General features: G+C 61.1%; 19 protein-coding genes. 13 read left to right on the top strand and 6 right to left on the bottom strand.

Translation table 11 applies throughout. The features are described from left to right. Positions 1–2: 2 nt before the first annotated feature. Genes ACZ881_RS21620 through ACZ881_RS21610 form a run of 3 tightly spaced genes read right to left on the bottom strand, consistent with a single transcriptional unit; the run spans position 3 to position 2,603 of the window. Entirely contained in the window at positions 3–998 is a 996-nt protein-coding gene (locus ACZ881_RS21620; RefSeq protein WP_476117928.1) for a MinD/ParA family ATP-binding protein, read from the bottom strand. Continuing rightward, a complete protein-coding gene (eccD, locus tag ACZ881_RS21615) occupies positions 991–2,343 on the bottom strand; it encodes a type VII secretion integral membrane protein EccD (protein WP_476117927.1) in 1,353 nt (450 codons plus the stop codon). The genes ACZ881_RS21620 and eccD overlap by 8 nt, the downstream gene beginning before the upstream one ends. After that, entirely contained in the window at positions 2,340–2,603 is a 264-nt protein-coding gene (locus ACZ881_RS21610) for a hypothetical protein (protein WP_476117926.1), read from the bottom strand. The genes eccD and ACZ881_RS21610 overlap by 4 nt, the downstream gene beginning before the upstream one ends. A 238-nt stretch (positions 2,604–2,841) precedes the next feature. On the opposite strand from ACZ881_RS21610, the gene ACZ881_RS21605 reads away from it, so the two are divergent. The 9 genes from ACZ881_RS21605 to ACZ881_RS21565 all read left to right on the top strand — a co-directional run bounded on the left by ACZ881_RS21605 (position 2,842) and on the right by ACZ881_RS21565 (position 9,992). Then, entirely contained in the window at positions 2,842–3,180 is a 339-nt protein-coding gene (locus ACZ881_RS21605; RefSeq protein ID WP_476117925.1) for a hypothetical protein, read from the top strand. A 2-nt stretch (positions 3,181–3,182) separates the two neighbouring features. Further along, the gene (locus ACZ881_RS21600) at positions 3,183–3,488 is read left to right on the top strand and encodes a pore-forming ESAT-6 family protein (protein ID WP_054808765.1); all 306 of its coding nucleotides are present in this window, start codon (positions 3,183–3,185) and stop codon (positions 3,486–3,488) included. Positions 3,489–3,505: 17 nt separating this feature from the next. Continuing rightward, positions 3,506–3,877 (top strand): DUF6507 family protein, encoded by a 372-nt coding sequence (locus tag ACZ881_RS21595; protein WP_476117924.1) that lies wholly within the window; start codon positions 3,506–3,508, stop codon positions 3,875–3,877. Between the two features lie 4 nt (positions 3,878–3,881). Next, positions 3,882–6,278 carry a DNA/RNA non-specific endonuclease gene (locus ACZ881_RS21590; RefSeq protein ID WP_476117923.1) on the top strand — a complete coding sequence of 799 codons (2,397 nt, stop codon included), beginning with the start codon at positions 3,882–3,884 and terminating at the stop codon, positions 6,276–6,278. Positions 6,279–6,282: 4 nt separating this feature from the next. After that, positions 6,283–6,939, top strand: coding sequence for a hypothetical protein (locus ACZ881_RS21585; protein WP_476117922.1), 657 nt, complete (start codon positions 6,283–6,285; stop codon positions 6,937–6,939). Positions 6,940–7,464: 525 nt separating this feature from the next. Further along, entirely contained in the window at positions 7,465–7,764 is a 300-nt protein-coding gene (locus tag ACZ881_RS21580; protein ID WP_476117921.1) for a hypothetical protein, read from the top strand. A gap of 213 nt (positions 7,765–7,977) precedes the next feature. After that, positions 7,978–8,427 (top strand): DNA/RNA non-specific endonuclease, encoded by a 450-nt coding sequence (locus ACZ881_RS21575; protein WP_476117920.1) that lies wholly within the window; start codon positions 7,978–7,980, stop codon positions 8,425–8,427. 23 nt (positions 8,428–8,450) lie between these two features. Further along, positions 8,451–9,101, top strand: coding sequence for a hypothetical protein (locus ACZ881_RS21570; RefSeq protein ID WP_476117919.1), 651 nt, complete (start codon positions 8,451–8,453; stop codon positions 9,099–9,101). Positions 9,102–9,260: 159 nt separating this feature from the next. Next, on the top strand, positions 9,261–9,992 hold the full coding sequence (locus tag ACZ881_RS21565) for a DUF72 domain-containing protein (RefSeq protein WP_476117918.1): 732 nt from the start codon (positions 9,261–9,263) through the stop codon (positions 9,990–9,992). A 5-nt stretch (positions 9,993–9,997) separates the two neighbouring features. On the opposite strand, the gene ACZ881_RS21560 is transcribed toward ACZ881_RS21565, so the two are convergent. Beyond that, positions 9,998–10,459 carry a GatB/YqeY domain-containing protein gene (locus tag ACZ881_RS21560; protein ID WP_476117917.1) on the bottom strand — a complete coding sequence of 154 codons (462 nt, stop codon included), beginning with the start codon at positions 10,457–10,459 and terminating at the stop codon, positions 9,998–10,000. A 208-nt stretch (positions 10,460–10,667) separates the two neighbouring features. On the opposite strand from ACZ881_RS21560, the gene ACZ881_RS21555 reads away from it, so the two are divergent. Continuing rightward, entirely contained in the window at positions 10,668–10,952 is a 285-nt protein-coding gene (locus ACZ881_RS21555; RefSeq protein WP_091465622.1) for a DUF3040 domain-containing protein, read from the top strand. Here ACZ881_RS21555 and ACZ881_RS21550 read toward each other — a convergent pair. Continuing rightward, positions 10,938–12,233, bottom strand: coding sequence for an NAD(P)/FAD-dependent oxidoreductase (locus tag ACZ881_RS21550; protein WP_476117916.1), 1,296 nt, complete (start codon positions 12,231–12,233; stop codon positions 10,938–10,940). The two genes, ACZ881_RS21555 and ACZ881_RS21550, sit on opposite strands and share 15 nt — an antisense overlap. 124 nt (positions 12,234–12,357) lie before the next feature. Between ACZ881_RS21550 and ACZ881_RS21545 the strand changes: the two genes are divergently transcribed. The 3 genes from ACZ881_RS21545 to ACZ881_RS21535 are packed head-to-tail and all read left to right on the top strand — an operon-like array spanning position 12,358 to position 14,569. Beyond that, positions 12,358–13,143, top strand: coding sequence for a histidine phosphatase family protein (locus tag ACZ881_RS21545; RefSeq protein WP_476117915.1), 786 nt, complete (start codon positions 12,358–12,360; stop codon positions 13,141–13,143). Next, positions 13,121–14,044 carry an NAD(P)H-hydrate dehydratase gene (locus ACZ881_RS21540; RefSeq protein ID WP_476117914.1) on the top strand — a complete coding sequence of 308 codons (924 nt, stop codon included), beginning with the start codon at positions 13,121–13,123 and terminating at the stop codon, positions 14,042–14,044. The genes ACZ881_RS21545 and ACZ881_RS21540 overlap by 23 nt, the downstream gene beginning before the upstream one ends. 18 nt (positions 14,045–14,062) lie before the next feature. Further along, a complete protein-coding gene (locus tag ACZ881_RS21535) occupies positions 14,063–14,569 on the top strand; it encodes a hypothetical protein (protein ID WP_476117913.1) in 507 nt (168 codons plus the stop codon). Here ACZ881_RS21535 and ACZ881_RS21530 read toward each other — a convergent pair. After that, positions 14,566–16,230: a RecQ family ATP-dependent DNA helicase gene (locus tag ACZ881_RS21530; protein WP_476117912.1), complete on the bottom strand. Its 1,665-nt coding sequence runs from the start codon at positions 16,228–16,230 to the stop codon at positions 14,566–14,568. The genes ACZ881_RS21535 and ACZ881_RS21530 overlap by 4 nt on opposite strands. Positions 16,231–16,331: the final 101 nt, after the last annotated feature.

The following is a 16,331-nucleotide window of genomic DNA, read 5'->3' as shown; positions in this document are numbered from 1 at the left end:
GCTCAGGCCCTGTTCGCGGCCATCAAGGCCTTGCCGGTGAGTTCCGTAGCCGCGATCCTGGTTCGGGAGCCCAGACGGCTGAGTTGCAGGCTGCTGCCACTGGCCAAGTGCCGGTCGTAGGGCAACATGCCATCGCTCAGCGCTGCCTCGTGGTTCTGCCGGGACCTGACCACTACTGATATCTGGTGAACGTCCGGGAATGACTTGCCCAGCGACTCTTGAATCGAAGCGAGTTTGGCTGCCTCCGGGTTTCCCGGAGGAGAAACCAGCACCACGGCATGCGCGGTTCCCAGCAGCGCGGCTGCGTGTCGGGACAAAGGTGAGGCGCCGCCGTCGACGATTGTTACCGCCATGAAGCGCGACAGCGTGGACGAGACGTCCGTCCATTCCTGCAAAGCGATGGGCGCGTCTGCCAGAGCGGGAACGTCCGCTCTCCCGGCGGCGAAGACCTGGCTGCCGCAGGACGCGGCGTGCTTGACGGCGTCGGGCAACGTACGGACCGATTGTGTACGGAATTGCTGCATGAGCTCGGTCAAAAGGGCGGCCTGCGAGGACCCGAGGTAGCGCAGGAGGTTTCCGCTGTGATCGGTGGCATCCACGGCGATGACCGGCTCCTGCCGGATGCTGCCCAGCAACTTAGCCAATAATGCCGCCACGGTGGTGGTGGCCGCGCCGCCTGCCGTCCCCAAAACTACGATCCGCCGCCCGGTGGTGATGGGGGCTTCAACCGCGGAACTCGCCCGGATCAGGCGCTCGGACAACGCCCCTGAGGTCACGGCGTCGGTCACCTCGAAGCGGACACGTTCCCACCAGGTGTCGCCACTTCTCTTGCGTGATGCGGCTTGCCGCACAGTTGCGGTGACGGGTGCGGTTTGTGGCGCAGGGGCAGGAGGGGTCGACGGCGGTACCTCCGCGGTAGTGCCGCCCATCCCGGGAAACCCGCCCACCGGTGCGGGTGGCTGGCCAATCGGGAATCCTGAACGCGATACTTCAGCCAAAAGTCTGTCCTAGCTGTGTGTAGGCACCGGAAAGTCCGAGCACCAAGGGAATCGTGGCGAGCACGCACAGGAGTTCGAGCCGCGAGGCAATGACGCGAAGCCGGGCAGCAGTCTGCTCCCGGACCCTGACCATGCAGGCCCCCAGCACCAGAACTGCCAGCGCTGCCGCGACCACAAGCCAGAGTGGCTGCTTGGATGCCAGGACAAAGACCAAGGTGGCGCCCCAGCAGGCACCAGCCGCTGCCACGTAGACACCGGCACGTTGTGCAAGCAACGGCAACGCCAGCCCCCTGAACGTCAGGGCTCCCAACAAAGCCACCGCGAGCAAGACCGCCCAGACGGGCCGGTTCTTCGCCGTCGCAACAACCACCACTGCCACGCCGGCTATGACCGCTGCAGTGAGCGTCCAGCCCGTCAGGGTGGCGTGCGCTGCGTGAACGGCATCCAGCGTCGTGTTGCGGGTGATCCGTTTGCCTTGGCGTTGATCGTCATCCAAACCGCTAAGGCCTGTCAGTATTGTGGCCAGTCGGGGCGCCACACCCAGGGCAAATATGGCCACGATGCCTGTGATACCGGCCGAGAGTGGCTGGTCCCGCGTGCTGAAGCCCAGCAATGCCCACAAACCGCCCAAAGTGAGGAGCAGTCCAGCGCTTGAAAGAAAAGGTATGTATTTGGCCGTCGCGACGCCCGAGGCAGCTAACGCGAGGACCAAGGCGGCGGACAGGAGCAGAGCTCCAGTCGCGAAAGGCGTCACTATGAAACATGTGGCCGCAGCAGTCGCCAGCCCGGCGGATACGAGCGCGAGTCCTGCCGGGATGGAACGTGCGCGGCCGGCTATGGCGCCGAGCAACATGAGGGCGGCCGCGATCGCGATGCCGATGAGGGCGGCGTCCCTGTTTCCTGTTCCGCGCAGGACCACCACGAACGACGAACTGGCAGCGGCCATCAACAAACCAGCTACGGTCGAGAGACCTATGGCCCTCAGCTTGTCCGCCCACAGTGCCGGGAGGCGCTCAGTGGATTCGGCCGTGAAGGAGGGGACGTCGTAAACGTCCGGCGCTGACGGAACATCGCGTTCGTCGCGGAGGTAGAGCATGGAGCCATCGGAGATACCTGCTTGGCGTAGCGTCAGTGAGCTTTCCAAAGTGACACCAACGCTGGTGGTCAGCACCGACGACGTAAGGAGCGCGGTAGTGGTGCCAGCGGATGTTCCGGCACTGGCGGGCTCATTCATCAGGTCCAGGATCTGGGGCATGAGCGATGCTATGGGCTCATCGGAAGGGAGCCTCACATCAAGGTGCCGGTGGGCCGCAATAACTGTGACCCGGCTCAAGGCTGTGCTCATGGGGTTCCTTCGATGAGAGTTGCTGATGCTGAAGGCACTGCTTGTTTGGCAGCCTGTTCGTTGAGCAGATGCTGGACAAAACTGAAACCAACACAAATGGCAGCGATGAGGGCCGCAATCAGAAGTGATTGCATCAACCGCGCTGTCGCCGTCTTATAGTTACGTTCATGCGGGTTCTGCCCGAACAACAGTGAATCGTCGAGTCTATGCTTCCTTACCCGGGCAGACTCAAGCAGCCGGGAATCGTAATCTTCAGCCATGTGCGGCCATCCCCATCAGGCTCCTGTACGGCGTCATAGTGCCATCAACCCTAATCCATGGGTGGGTTTCAGTACGGTCCAGACCTTAGCATCCGGGCTGTGACGGGGCTGTCATAAAAAATTCAGCTCCTTGTTACTGCATCGACTGGACTTATCATGTCGTATTCGCAATGCTGGTTAAGCTTGTTCCTGTCCTTCGGGGCCGGTACTGACCTTTTATCTTCTACTGGGGGAACCAATGGCCATCTTTGATATGGGTGCCGAGACACTCGGTAACCTGACCAAACAAACCGACGCATCCCATCAGGACCTCGGCGCCTTGGTGCGCCGGTTCGTGGACGCCGTCAACCCGCTGGAAGGTAAATTCAGCGGCGCCGGCAAAGCCGCGTTCGACGCGTTCAAGAACCGCTCGGACCTGGTCGCATCCGAACTGAACACCGCCCTGGCCGGGATCGTCCAAGGCCAGTCCGGAATGAACACCGCCTTCACCCAAGGCGACCTGTCCGCATCGGACAACGCCCGCCGCTCCGAAGGAGCCGCGAACTTCGACGCCGCACGATTCCAAGGCAGGGCATAACCATGACCAGCAACCGCATCGCCTACGACACCAACGTCTCCGCCCAGGTCCAGTCCGACATCCAAGCCCTCGCCGCGCAACTGGAAACCCTCATCGCCGCCCGCCAGTCCGACGTGAACCAGGCCATGGCCGACTTCCGCGCCGACGGCGTCGACGCCGAATACCAGGCTGTCGAAGCGCGATGGACCTCCGCCGCGGACGAAGTCAAGGCCATCATCGCCCTGGTCCGAACCACCCTGGGCACCAACGACGACACCGCTACCACCGCCGCGACCTCTGCCCGCAACGCCGTGCAGAGCATCGGCTAACCGCAGCCTCTCAAGCTATGGCTGCATGGAATATAGACGTCGCCGCCTCTTCTTCGACCATCAAGGCCACCGCGGCCCAGGTTGAGGGTGTCCAGCCCTCCCTTGAAGGCATGGGCAAGGCCTTGGAACAGGCCGCTGCCGCGCTTCCTGGAGACGCGGGCGTGGTCCTCGCGGCGCTGAACGATCTGGTGGCTCTCAAACTTGCGCCAGCGGCCACTGAAGTGGTGAGCCGCTCGGAAAACGTCATCACCTCGACCGCCCAGGCGCTGAACTTTTACCAACAAGGTGACCTGACCATGGCTACGGCTGCTCAACGGAGCGCTGGCCAGGTAGATCAACACCCCACTACTGCGCCCCATGGCGGTCCCGCGAAACTCGTAAGGGACTAAGAAGATGTCAAACAGTTCGGACGTTGGCCCCTCCGGGTTGAACCCCACCGGCGGGTTCGCACTGCCCGACGTTGATTCCCTGGACGCTGCGGCGCAATCGCTAAGGCAGCACGCCGATGATTTCCTCTCCGGCGTAGCTACCTCCACGGCGATCTGGCGCGGACTCTCCGGCTCCTATTCCTCGGACGAGTCACCCACCGTGCTCGCGGCGTTCGGCACCATCATGCCCTCAGCCCAGCGCGTGCAGGGAGCCGGGGCATCCACGTCTACGGCTTTGGCGACCTTCTCCTCGACATGCCGGGACCTGAAGCAACGCCTCGAGGCCTACGGCCGGCAGGTTCATGCACTGGATGCTGACATCGGGGCCTTTCCCACGTCGGTGGAAAAAGTCACCATGGTCAAGGGTGAACGTATAGTTCGGAATGAACAGCAGCACTGGACCGGAGAATCCGACCTAACCGCCCGGCACGACACGCTCGCTGCTGAGGTCAAAGCCATCCACGATGACTACCTCGCAGCACAAAACACCTGCGCAGGCGCCCTCGCCGCTGCCTCCGGCGGAGAAACATATACCGTCTCCCGCCCCGCCGCTCCAGACCTGAAAACCGGAAACTGGATGGACGAACTCCTCTGGAACGCCGGGACCTTCCTCGGAAAAGAACACCCTCAAGAGGAGCAGCCCTGGGGCAAAGCAACAGTCCCCTATCGCCCCAACGGGGTTGTAGGGCTCTTGCAGGGCTTCGGCGCCGGATTGATCGAGACCGTTGATGGAGTCTGGTCTCTGACAGGAACGTTGAACCCGGGAAAGCGCGACCAAGCCTGGGGCGGAGTGAACGCAATGGTGGGCGCAGCGGGAACACTTGCGCTGGTGCCCCTGACCTCCTTCGATGCCAAACGTCGGGAAGAGGACGCACCAAAGGTCCAAGAAGCCTTGGACCTGTTCGGGTCGATAGGCCCGGCTTTCATTCACCAGGACGAAGCAGACACAAACGCAGGTTGGGCCGCCGGAGCAACCACCTTCAACGTGGCTAGCCTTTTTGTTGGTGCTGGGGCTGGCGCCGGCGTGAAGGCCGGGACGTTGGCAACAAAGACTGGAATGGCGGCGGAAAGACTCAGTATCGCATCCCAGAGCGCGAGGCTGAGCGGGACGTCGGCCATGCTAGGCACTACTGCGAATGCGCTGAAGGTAACAGGCATCTTCCTCGACAAGCCAGGCTCGCTCGCGTTGAAGGTCTCCGACATCCTCATGCCGAACACCACTGCCAAGGTCCAGGACACAATGACCAAGGCCAGAGTAGCCACCTGGGCCGCAATCACAGGTGCGAAATCCACGGCCGTGGAGGCCGTCGGCGGTGCCAAGCGTGCAATAGCGGACGGAGTGGGCAACCTCGCTGAAGGTTTCAGGACTGTGGAAGCCAGCATCCCTGGGGCCCTGATCCCGGATCCCAGCGGTGTCATGACCCGAACCGGCATCCACACTGGCCTTCCGGACTTGATGGACAACAAAGCCGCCACCATCCGCGAGAACAATCCTCCGGCATTCGTGCCGCCCAAGGCTGCCAGCACAGACGTGCCCAGCCATCCGGCCGAACCCGCCGTCGTGCCAGACCACTTCGTCCACCCGACCAAAGTCGAAAACACGATAGTTGTCAGGCACGGAGACCTGCACTTCCCCGTCAGCCGCAGAGACAACTTCGCCGCCAAAACCGGGTTGGAGCCAAACACCGAGTACATCGTGGACCACCGGACCAAAATGAAGGACGCCGACGGGGGCCACGACGCCAATACGTTGGAGAAGTTCTACACCGACGAAAACGGCAACGTGACCATCGTCAACACCTACGCCGGCGTCAGAGGTGCCTGGTCTGTGGAACTGAACAAGCCCATGCCCAACGTCACCTACAACGTCGTCGCCCAGGTCGACGGTGGGCTGCAGAACACGTTCACGCTCAAAATGGACGGCGACGGGCACCTTGCCTCAGCCAAGGGCCACATCGTCTCCACCTTGGTCGGCGACGCCAACCGAAACGGCTATCAACAGCGCAAGGCCGGCTGGCTCGGCGGCCCAGGCTACGACGGCGGCCACGCGGCCCCGTCCTTCTTTGGATTCATAGGTGAGCGCGGCGGCCTCTTCCCCCAGCACGAATGGCAGAACCGCAAGGCCGGAACACCCAACGAAATCGACGAGGCAAACAACTTCCACGACACAGAGATGGAAGTCATCAAGGAAGTGAAGACGCGTTTGGATGCACGCGAGCCGGTGGATTTGACCTGGGAAATGAGGCTCGAACCCAGTGTTAGGGCTGGAATGCCACGAGAGGCCAGACTGAGGTTTGCCTTCGACGGCGAGCAACCCACAATAGCGAGATTCAACAACCTCGCTGAGCCCGAAGTAGGCTAAAGACGTGGATTCCCTCAGGCTAAACTCTGACCCTTTTGTTGTTGCCGGTCTCCAACGGCTTTCTTCTGAGGCCTTCGGCCCCGCGGGTTTTGCCCACGGAATGGATGAAGTAGTCCATGTTCTAGTTCACTATGGGACGCGCACTTTCGGCTATGGCCATAAAGTCAGCGGAAACCAAATCATCTACAAGGGCCAAAGCTTCGAGGACGATTTTTCAGCGCAAGCCCTCGATCACTGGCTGGATGAATGTAGGGATCGGTCATATACTCGCGGTGTTGGATCTTGGACAACAGCAGAAATCCACGTTTTTCCTAGCAAGGCTGGCCGCTTGCATGTCTTCGATGAGGAACATCTCGAACGAATGAGCAACGGTCGTTGGCACCCCGGCGGCAAGCCCGCCGGTGCCCAAACTTGGGCTCAACAGCTGCTCAGGTACCCCCGGACCGTGGAAAACATTCCAGCGTGGATGTGGGATATCTTCCGTTCTGAGGACGTGACTCCTCCGCTTTACAACCCGGAGTTCGATTCTGTTGACTGGGAGAACCGTCGCCGACCGGTCACTGACAGAGGAACTGACTTCACCGTCGAGCCAACTGTGATTGACCCTTCTCTGGAGCCGGGTGTTTTCGCCAAAATCAGCAAGAAGCTCTTCGGAGCATAGGACGAACGTGGCCAGTCAACCCTGTTTGGTTGAACTCAGCCAGTTGGGAGCCCTGCCACCCGCGAAAGCCTGGCCCGCCGTCGTCGACCTCACAACCGAAGTTCTGCACCATCGAAACCGTTGAAATGCCCATCCTTTTGCATCTACGCGGTGTATGAGAGAGCCCTGGAGACTATGACTACGTACGACTTAAGTTGTCACCCTCTAGTGATGGACGGCCTTAAGCGACTCCAGAATGAAGCCTTTGGTGTCAACGGCTTTGCGCCAACAATGGATGAAGTTGTTGAAATCGTTGTGAGCCGCCCTTCATCGCTTTACCTCCGGGGGTACATGGTTTCGGGCTCGACTGTAATGGACCGCGATCGCAGTGCAAGGTTCACCCGTGAGGCGCTGAACAGATGGCTCGATGAGTGCCGAGTTGCAGCTTACGTGCCTGGCCGAGGAACCTGGACCACGGCAGAAGTCCACATCTTTCCAAACGTTCCTGGCAGGCTCAACTTTTTCGACGAGGAACATCTCGATAGGATGCCTGACGGCAACTGGTACCCCGGAGCCAAGCCTTCCGGAGCCGCAACCTGGGCACAGCAGTTGCTAAACTTCCCGCGGACGGTGGACAACATCCCGGCGTGGATGTGGGATATCTTCCGGGCTGAGGACGTGACGCTTCCGATTTACAACCCGGAGTTCAAGTCTGTTGACTGGAAGAACCGTCGCCGGCCGGTGACTGAACGCGGAACTGACTTCACCGTGGAACCGACCGTGATTGACCCTTCTCTGGAGCCGGGTGTTTTCGCCAAAATCAGCAAGAAGTTCTTTGGAGCATAGGACAACCGAGAACAGTCAAGGGTGTTCGGTTAGGTTCTGACAGTCGGCGGTCTTGCCAACCGCAAAACCCCGGGCCCGCCGTCGTCGATACCCAAATCCCCCAGAAGCCTAGCGGGGTGCCAGGATCCACCAGCGCTCCGAAGTGAAGAACGCCGACGGGGGCCTACGTCGCCGATTCGTTGGAGAAGTTCTACACCGACGAAAAACGGCAACGTGACCATCGTCAACACCTACGCCGGGGTCAGAGGTGCCTGGTCCGTGGAACTGAACAAGCCCATGCCCAACGTCACCTACAACATCGTCGCCCAAGTCGACGGTGGACTGCAGAACACCTTCACCCTCAAAATGGACAACAACGGGCACCTCACGTCAGCCAAAGGCCACATCGTCTCCACCCCGGTCGGTGACGCCAACCGCAACGGCTATCAACAACGCAAGGCCGGCTGGCTCGGCCGCCCAGGCTACGACGGCGGCCACGCGGCCCCGTCCTTCGAGATGGAAGTGATCAACAAAGTCAAGAAGACCCTTGTAGCTGGCTCACCGATTGATCTGACTTGGGAGATGCGTTTGCTCCCGGGGGCGAAAGCCGGCCTACCTAGTAAATTGGAGCTTGAGTATCGCTTTGGCCAAAGTCGTGCCACGTTCAGAACTTTCAATAACTAGATCGATTGGGAGAGTGTAAGCAGTTGACCTCTTACGACGTATCCGACGAACCATTGATCATCAAGGGATTGGCGCGACTTCAGAGCGAAGCGTTCGGGCCCTCGGGGTTTGCTGTCGGCATGACTTCGGCCTCTGCCACACTTATTCATCACGTCTCGGGCACGTCGTGGCATGGATCAATGCGGGCGGAATCAAGCATGAGCTTCATGGCCGGGGACCGGCGCTTCTCCCGCGATGCCTGGAACGATTGGTTGGAAGAGTGCCGATTGCTGGCCTATAGTCCTGGTGCTGGAACTTGGACCACAGCTGAGGTAGCAGTTTTTCCGGACCGCCCTGGCCAACTACTGCTTTTCGACGAGGAGCATCTGCAACGTGACCCCGACGGGGATTGGTACCCGGGCGAGCACCCATCGGATGCCAACGTGTGGGCTGAAGAACTCCTCTATTTCCCTCGTACTGTCGACAACATCCCGTCGTGGATGTGGGAAATCTTCCGTGCTGAGGGCGTGACTCCTCCGATTTACAACCCGGAGTTCGATTCTGTTGACTGGAAGAACCTGCGCAGGCCGGTGACTGAACGTGGAACTGACTTCACGGTCGAACCGACTGTGATTGACCCGTCTCTGGAGCCGGGTGTTTTCGCAAAAATCAGCAAGAAGCTCTTCGGAGCATAGGACAAACGAAGCCAGTCAAGGGTCTTCGGTTAAGTGCAGCCAGTCGGAAGTCTTGTCCGGCGTAAGACCTTGGATTGGCCCCTCGAGTCCAGGAAAGCGCCCGGTGAGCCTCCCAAGCCAGCCACCCTTTCCTGTGAATAACCCGCTACCATCCACTTCATGGGCATCCACATCGGCACCTCGGGCTGGAGCTACGACCATTGGGAGAACGTGCTGTATCCACCGGGCCTCCCTGTTGCCAAGCGTCTGGCCCGCTACACAGCGCGTTTCAACACGGTGGAGCTGAATGCCAATTTCTACCGATGGCCTCGCGACACGTCCTTCGCAAGTTGGAGGGAGCGGCTCCCGCCCGGCTTTGCCATGTCAGTGAAAGCGCCGCGGGGCCTCACGCACGGCAAGAAACTATATAGTCCAGAAGTTTGGGTGGAACGGATCGTCCGCTGCTGGCACGAACTCGGCGATAAGAGGGCTGTGCTGCTGGCGCAGCTCCCGCCAGATTTTGAACGCGACGACGCCCGACTCGACTACTTCCTGGCTACCGTGCCGCAGTGGATTCGCGTCGCCGTCGAGTTTCGCCATGACAGCTGGGACCACCCGGACGTCTACGCCCTGCTGGAACACCAAGCTGCTGCCTACTGCATCATGAGTGGTGCCCATCTGCCGTGCATCCTCCGGGCCACCGCACCATTCGTATACGTTCGACTGCACGGCCCGGACCATCAGCACCTCTACGGCGGCTCATACTCCGATGACGATCTCCAATGGTGGGCGGACCGGGTTCGCGAGTGGGACGGCGCCGGCAAGGATGTCTACGTCTACTTCAACAACGACGGCGGTGGTAACGCCGTGCGGAATGCTGACACTTTGCGGTGGCTGCTTGGGGTCGGCTGACCTCACTACGCCAAGCGTCCGCGCACGATCTCGCTTACAGTCTTGCCGTCAAAACGTCCTGCAACTTTGGCGGTGACGGGCTTCATCACGGCTCCGATGGAACGCATGGAAAGCTCTTCACCGTCAGCCTTCAGTGCCTGGATGGCGTCGTCGACGATCGCCTCTACTTCTTCCCTGGTGAGGGCCTTCGGCAGGTAAGCCTCGATGATTTCAGCCTCAGCAACTTCGGCGGCTGCACGGTCATTTTCGCCGGCCTCCGTGTAGATGCGGGCTGTGTCCCGGCGCTTGGCGGCTTCCTTTTGAAGCAGTGATGTGACCTGGGCGTCGTCCAGCTCCACCGGAGTCTTCCCGGACTTCTCGCGGGTAGTAATCTCGCCCAGCACGTTGCGGACAGTAGTAAGGGCGGTCTTGTTGCCGGCCTTCATGTGGTCGACGACGTCGGCTTTCAAGCGCTCTTTGAGTGTCATGATGTTGCTCCTTGTTCGGGGTTCCTCCTGCTATCTTTCCAGCTTGGGTGCTCAAGCGGGTCTCCCTCCGCACGAACACAGAATTCATGCTTGAAATCTGAATAGTAAGCATGCTTAGCTTATCGAGTCACTGGAAATCAGGTTTACCCGCGAAACCAGCTGATCTGCCAACCGCACAAGGGAGCCGTAGCGCTTAGGAGGAACTCCCATGCCACTTTCAGAAAGGGAGCGCAAAGTACTGCAGCAGCTTGAGCGCGAGCTCTTCATCCAAGACCCGGATTTGGCCCGGCAATTGGAATCCGGGGTTCCCGTAGGCGGTCCTGTTCAACCCCGCATCCGCGACGTCATGGCCGCCGCCGTCGGAGTGCTGTTGATCCTGCTGTCCATCCCCCTGCACGTATTTCCGCTTGCCTTGGCCGGGATACTCCTTGTTGCCCACGCACTTTTGGCTCACAGGACTTACAAAAACGAGTCCTCGTCAAGACTCCTTTGAAGGCAATGCACCCGGCGGATCCTGTTCCGTTGGTTGCTTCTCAATCGGTCCGCTGACCACTACCTGCGCGGGGCTGTGGAGGAGGTAGCCGTTGAGCCAGGAGAACAAGGCCCGGATTTTTTGTTGGACCCCGGACAACAGTGCGAGGTGCACCAAAAGCCAGGACAAGAAGGCAAGGATGCCTTGCAACTGGAGGCGCTTGCGGCCCAGCTCTGCCACTGCGGCGCCACGCCCCACCATCGCCATATAGCCTTTGTCCACATAGCGGAAGGGCGTCCGACTGCCACCACTGAGCTCCGCGAGGATGTTCTTAGCGGCCCATTTTCCGGCCTGTTGAGCGACCGAACCCAGTTGCGGCAATTTTGCACCCGTTGAATCCGTGATGTTGGCTGCATCTCCAATGACGTAGACGCCTTCCGCATCCGGGGCAGTCAAGTCGGTACGGACATCGATACGCCCGCCTCTCCCCTGAGCAAGACCCGAGCCGGCAATGAGGTCGCCCGCTTTCAGGCCCCCGGCCCACACCACGATTTGTCCGGGTACAGAACTCCCGTCCGCCAAGGTCACCCCGTCCTGCCGGACTTCAGTCACGCCCACACCCATGTGCAGTTGGACTCCCACCTTCTTCAAGTGGTCCGTGGCATAGCTCTGGGACTTCTTGGAGAACATGTTCAGGACACTGGGAACCATATCCACCAGATGCACCCGACAACGCGCTGCCAGCTCCGGCGAGAAGTACTTGCGCACAACGTATTTGACGTTTTCGGCCATTGCTCCAGCCGTTTCAACACCAGTGGGCCCGCCTCCCACCACAACGACGTCCACCGACCCGTCGGGGTTTCTGTCAGCCTGGTCCAACAACCGGGTGAGGCCCGTCCCAAGCCTCGTGGCATCGGTGACCGAATACAGCGGAAAGGCATGCTCTTCCGCGCCGGGGGTATTGAAGAAGTTCGGGACCGCCCCGACGGCGATGACCAGGGTATCGGCACGCATGACGCGACCATCAGACGTCCGGACCACTCGATCAGCGGCGCTAACGGTTTCCACCTTCGACGTCAGAACCTTGACTGTTTTGTAGCGGCGGAAAACCGAACGAAGCGGCCGGGCGATGGCCGACACTCCGATTTGCGAGGTTGCCACTTGATAAAGAAGCGGCTGGAACTGGTGGTAGTTGTTCGAGTCGATCAGCAAGACACGAACACCCTTGCGCCCGAGCTCCTTGGCTGCGGCTACGCCTGCGAATCCGGCACCGACAATGATGACTGGGTATGAGTCCTCCATGCGAGCAACTTACTTCACTCCACCTCCGGACAACAGGGGTTCGCGATCGCCGTCGAGCGTTTATCTTCTGGCCCTGTGGGTACGCAGTGGGTAGTGTTCTGCATTCGGCGACGCACGCGAAAGGGTGATCTTTGTGAATGAGGACGGACTGACGGACGCAGTGCAGGAGGCCGGCGCTGTGGAGTTGCTCCTGATCCGGCATGGCGAGAGCGAAGGCAACGTGGCCGCAACGGAGGCTCGTTTGGCTGGAGCCGAAGTGATTGATGTTCCGGCCAGGGATGCTGATGTGAACCTATCGGGCACCGGACGGGACCAGGCCAAAGCACTGGGAACGGCGTTGGCCAGGATCGCCGATGAACTCCGCCCGGATGCGGTTGTCTCCTCCCCCTATGCACGGGCCCGGCAGACCGCGGAAATCGCTGTTGAGACCGCCGGCTGGCCCGTGAAGGTGCTCACCGATGAACGCCTCCGCGACCGGGAACTGGGAATCTTGGACCGGCTGACACGTTTAGGCGTGGAGACCCGATATCCGGACGAAGCCGAGCGGCGACTATGGCTGGGCAAGCTCTACTACAGGCCGCCGGGCGGTGAATCGTGGGCCGACGTCGCGCTCCGCCTTCGTTCAATCCTGGATGAGCTCAACACCTTGGGAACAGGGCACCGGGTGATGCTGGTCTGCCACGACGCCGTCATCCTGCTGGTCCGTTATGTCCTGGAGGGCATGTCCGAGCACGAAATCCTTGACCTTGCAGCGACCACGTCAGTGCTGAATGCATCCATCACCCGGTACGTGCGGCCTACGGGCGCGGGGCCCTGGCAGCTGGAGAGCTTCAATGTGGCTGACCACCTCACAGAACAGGGTGTCACCGTCACAGAGCACGCCGGAGATGCCAGTGTCCACCCACAATGATTCCAGCACACCCACACTGGTGACACCGTCGCTTCTGCGTGACTGGCCGCTGCCGGCGCCCGGAGAAGACAAGTACTCACGCGGTGCCGTGTTGGTCATTGGCGGAGCCCGGGCGACCCCCGGCGCGGCTTTGCTCGCCGGGACCGCAGCCCTTCGTGCCGGCGCGGGAAAAATTACCTTGGCCGTGGCCGAATCCGTAGCCGTGCACGTGGGAGTTGCGCTGCCGGAGTGCGGCTCAATCGCGCTGCCCGAGAACGCCGGCGGCTCCGTGACCGGTGAGGGATTGGACCGGATCTCGTCCTACCTGGAACGGGCCGATGCCGTGCTGATCGGCCCAGGTTTGGACGATCTCGAATTGGCGGAATCGCTGTTGCGAGCGCTGCTGGAGCGGGAGGAGTCCCGCGATGCCACGGACGACGGCGGAGCTCCCGCCGTCGTTCTTGATGCCTACGCCCTGGGCGGGTTGGTGAAGATCGAGGATGAGTTGGGGCCGTGGCGTGGCAGGCTGGTCCTCACGCCGAACCCGACAGAGGCCGGCATTCTCCTGGGCAGGGACGTGGAGGATCTTGGGGCTGATGTTGCTGAGATAGCCCGGCGGTTTGATGCGGTGGTGAGTTGCCAGGGATACATCGCCGCTCCGGAGCCCACGGAGGACTCGGTACTATGGAAAATCACCACCGGCTACGGCGGTCTGGGGACGTCTGGCAGCGGCGATGTTTTGGCAGGGGCTATTGCCGGGCTCCGTGCGCGCGGTACCAGCGATGCCCAAGCCGCGTGCTGGGGCACCCATCTTCACGCGGCCGCCGCCGACCGTCTGGCCAGCAAGCTCGGGCCCCTGGGGTTCCTTGCCCGGGAACTCGCGGACGAACTGCCAGCCCTCATGCTGGAGCTCAATACCTGATTCCCCTAGGCTGCCTGCATGGGGATCATGGGAAGCAGCACTCAATCATCGCGGGTGATAGTCAGCATTGTCGGGCTGCTTGGGTTAGCGGCGTACGCTCTTTTCGCGGCGTTGCAGATCCTCGTGTGGAATCCTCTCGCCGCTGTTCCGGGTGCCACTCTGGACGAGATACATGAGGGCCTGGCCCGGCACAACGAATCAATTTCGTTGGCCGCGGTGTTGACGTGGTCAAGCATTGGAACGGTTCTTGGTGCCGTTGTGGTTCTGCTGACTGCGAGACGCGTTATTTCACGGATGAGAACCGTTGTGATTCTCCAGCTCTTGATCTTGGTGCTTGGCGCTCCTATATATTTCTTCGCGTCCTTCTCCGCAGGCATGGCCCTGGCAGACGCCTTCTTCATATCCGGCGGCGACTACTCTCCTTGGGGCAAGCTGCTGTATCTCGTGAGCGGGACCGCATTGACCGGCATCCTGATGGTGATGATCTTTCGTAGGAAGTCCGGCGGGCATCCGGCCCGCACCTAGGCAGGCTTCAGCAATTCATGCTCGACGACGGCGGTGCGCGACAGGGTCTTGTAGCCCTCCTGTTCGAACAGAACAGTCATGACATCGTCCTCGTGCCGCATCACCAGGCCCGGACCCCATTCTTTGTGGATCACAGTGGACTGCAACGGAAACAGGTTCTCTGCGTCTGAGGTGGGGTGCCCGGCGGAACCCGGCCCGGCGTCGTCGTGAATTTCAGCGCAGGCATCGCAGTTGCCGCAGGGCTCCGGCAGGTTCTCCCCAAAGTAGCCCAGCAGGAACTGACGACGGCAGGCATCCGTCTCCGCAAAGCCTCGCATCATGGTGAGCCGCGACTGGTCCACGCGTTGCCGCGCCTCAGCCAGTCCGACGGCTCGGTCCACTAATGTGCTCAACTTGGCTTTGGAGCTGAGGCGGGTGCCGCGCTTACCGGTCCTCACGGCGCCAGCTTCCTCCAACTGGTTCACCAGTGCCGTGACACGGCGGGCCGGGAAACCGGTGAGCTCCACCAAGGCGGTCTTCGGAGCAGGCGCACCGGCATTCTTGATGACTTTCAGCACGGTCATGAGCGCCTCCGCGTCCGGGGAGTGGGTGGCGAAGAACTTGCGCAGCCCGAGGTCCTCGGCACGGTAGTGCAGTATCGCGGAAGCCTGTTCACCATCGCGGCCCGCGCGGCCGATTTCCTGGTAGTAAGAGTCCAGGGACTCCGGAATGTCGGCGTGCACCACGAACCGGACATTGGGTTTGTCGATTCCCATGCCAAAGGCAGTGGTAGCCACCACGACGTCCAGTTCATCATCCAGGAATTGCTCATGGATACTCTCCCGGTCGGAGTCCGTGCGGCCTGCGTGATACGCCTCCGCACGGAGACCGTGCTCTACCAGCTTGGCCGCGTATTTCCCCGTGTCCTTGCGGGTGGCGGCATACAACAGCCCCAGGCCCTCCGCCTTGGCAAGCGCTACGACTTGTTCCACTACGGCTTGTCGCTTGCCCTTGTCCTCCTGGTGCCGGACAACGTCGAGGCTGATGTTGGGGCGGTCGAAGCCTCGAACCAGGACCAGCGGCTCTGTCATGCCGAGTCGCTTCACGATTTCGTCACGCACTGGTGGGGACGCCGTTGCGGTGAGGGCTATAACCGGCGGCTTGCCCAAGCGTTCGCGGACATTGCCCAGTTCGAGGTAGTCCGGCCGGAAGTCGTGGCCCCAGGAGGAGACGCAATGTGCCTCGTCCACCACGAACATGGTGATGTCCAGCTTAGCGATCCGCTCCACGGTCTCCTGCTTGGCCAATTGCTCGGGGGCAAGGAACAGACAGGTTGCTTTGCCGGCCTCGGCTGCCTGCCAGGCTTCCTCCACCTCTGAATCGCTTCGGGATGAATTGATGGCGACGGCGGCGCCCTCGCCCAAGTTATCCGTCAACCCGTCCAGCTGGTCTTCCTGTAAGGCAATGAGGGGAGAAACGACGACGGCGGGCCGGCCCGTTTGGTTGTAAAGGTGCAGCGCTGCGACTTGATAGGTAGCAGACTTTCCGTAGCCGGTGGGCATGACAGCCAGGACATCACGCCCCTCTACCAGCGCGGTCATGCCGGCGAGTTGGCCGTCGCGCAGCTCGGGCAAAGAAAAGGAAGAGGCCGCCAGAGCGGTCAAGGCAAGGTCATCGGACATTAAGGTGTGGCTCCGCGTTGTGGTTCCTGCGGCCACTTGCATCAGCCGAGGTGACCAGCCTAGCGCGGGCGGGCACCCGCCGTCGTACGCTGTTTCTCCGG

The sequence above is a fragment of the Paenarthrobacter sp. TE3676 genome, assembly GCF_056279165.1.
Note: the sequence above shows the minus strand (reverse complement) of the source record. Positions and strands in the feature narration are given on the sequence as shown.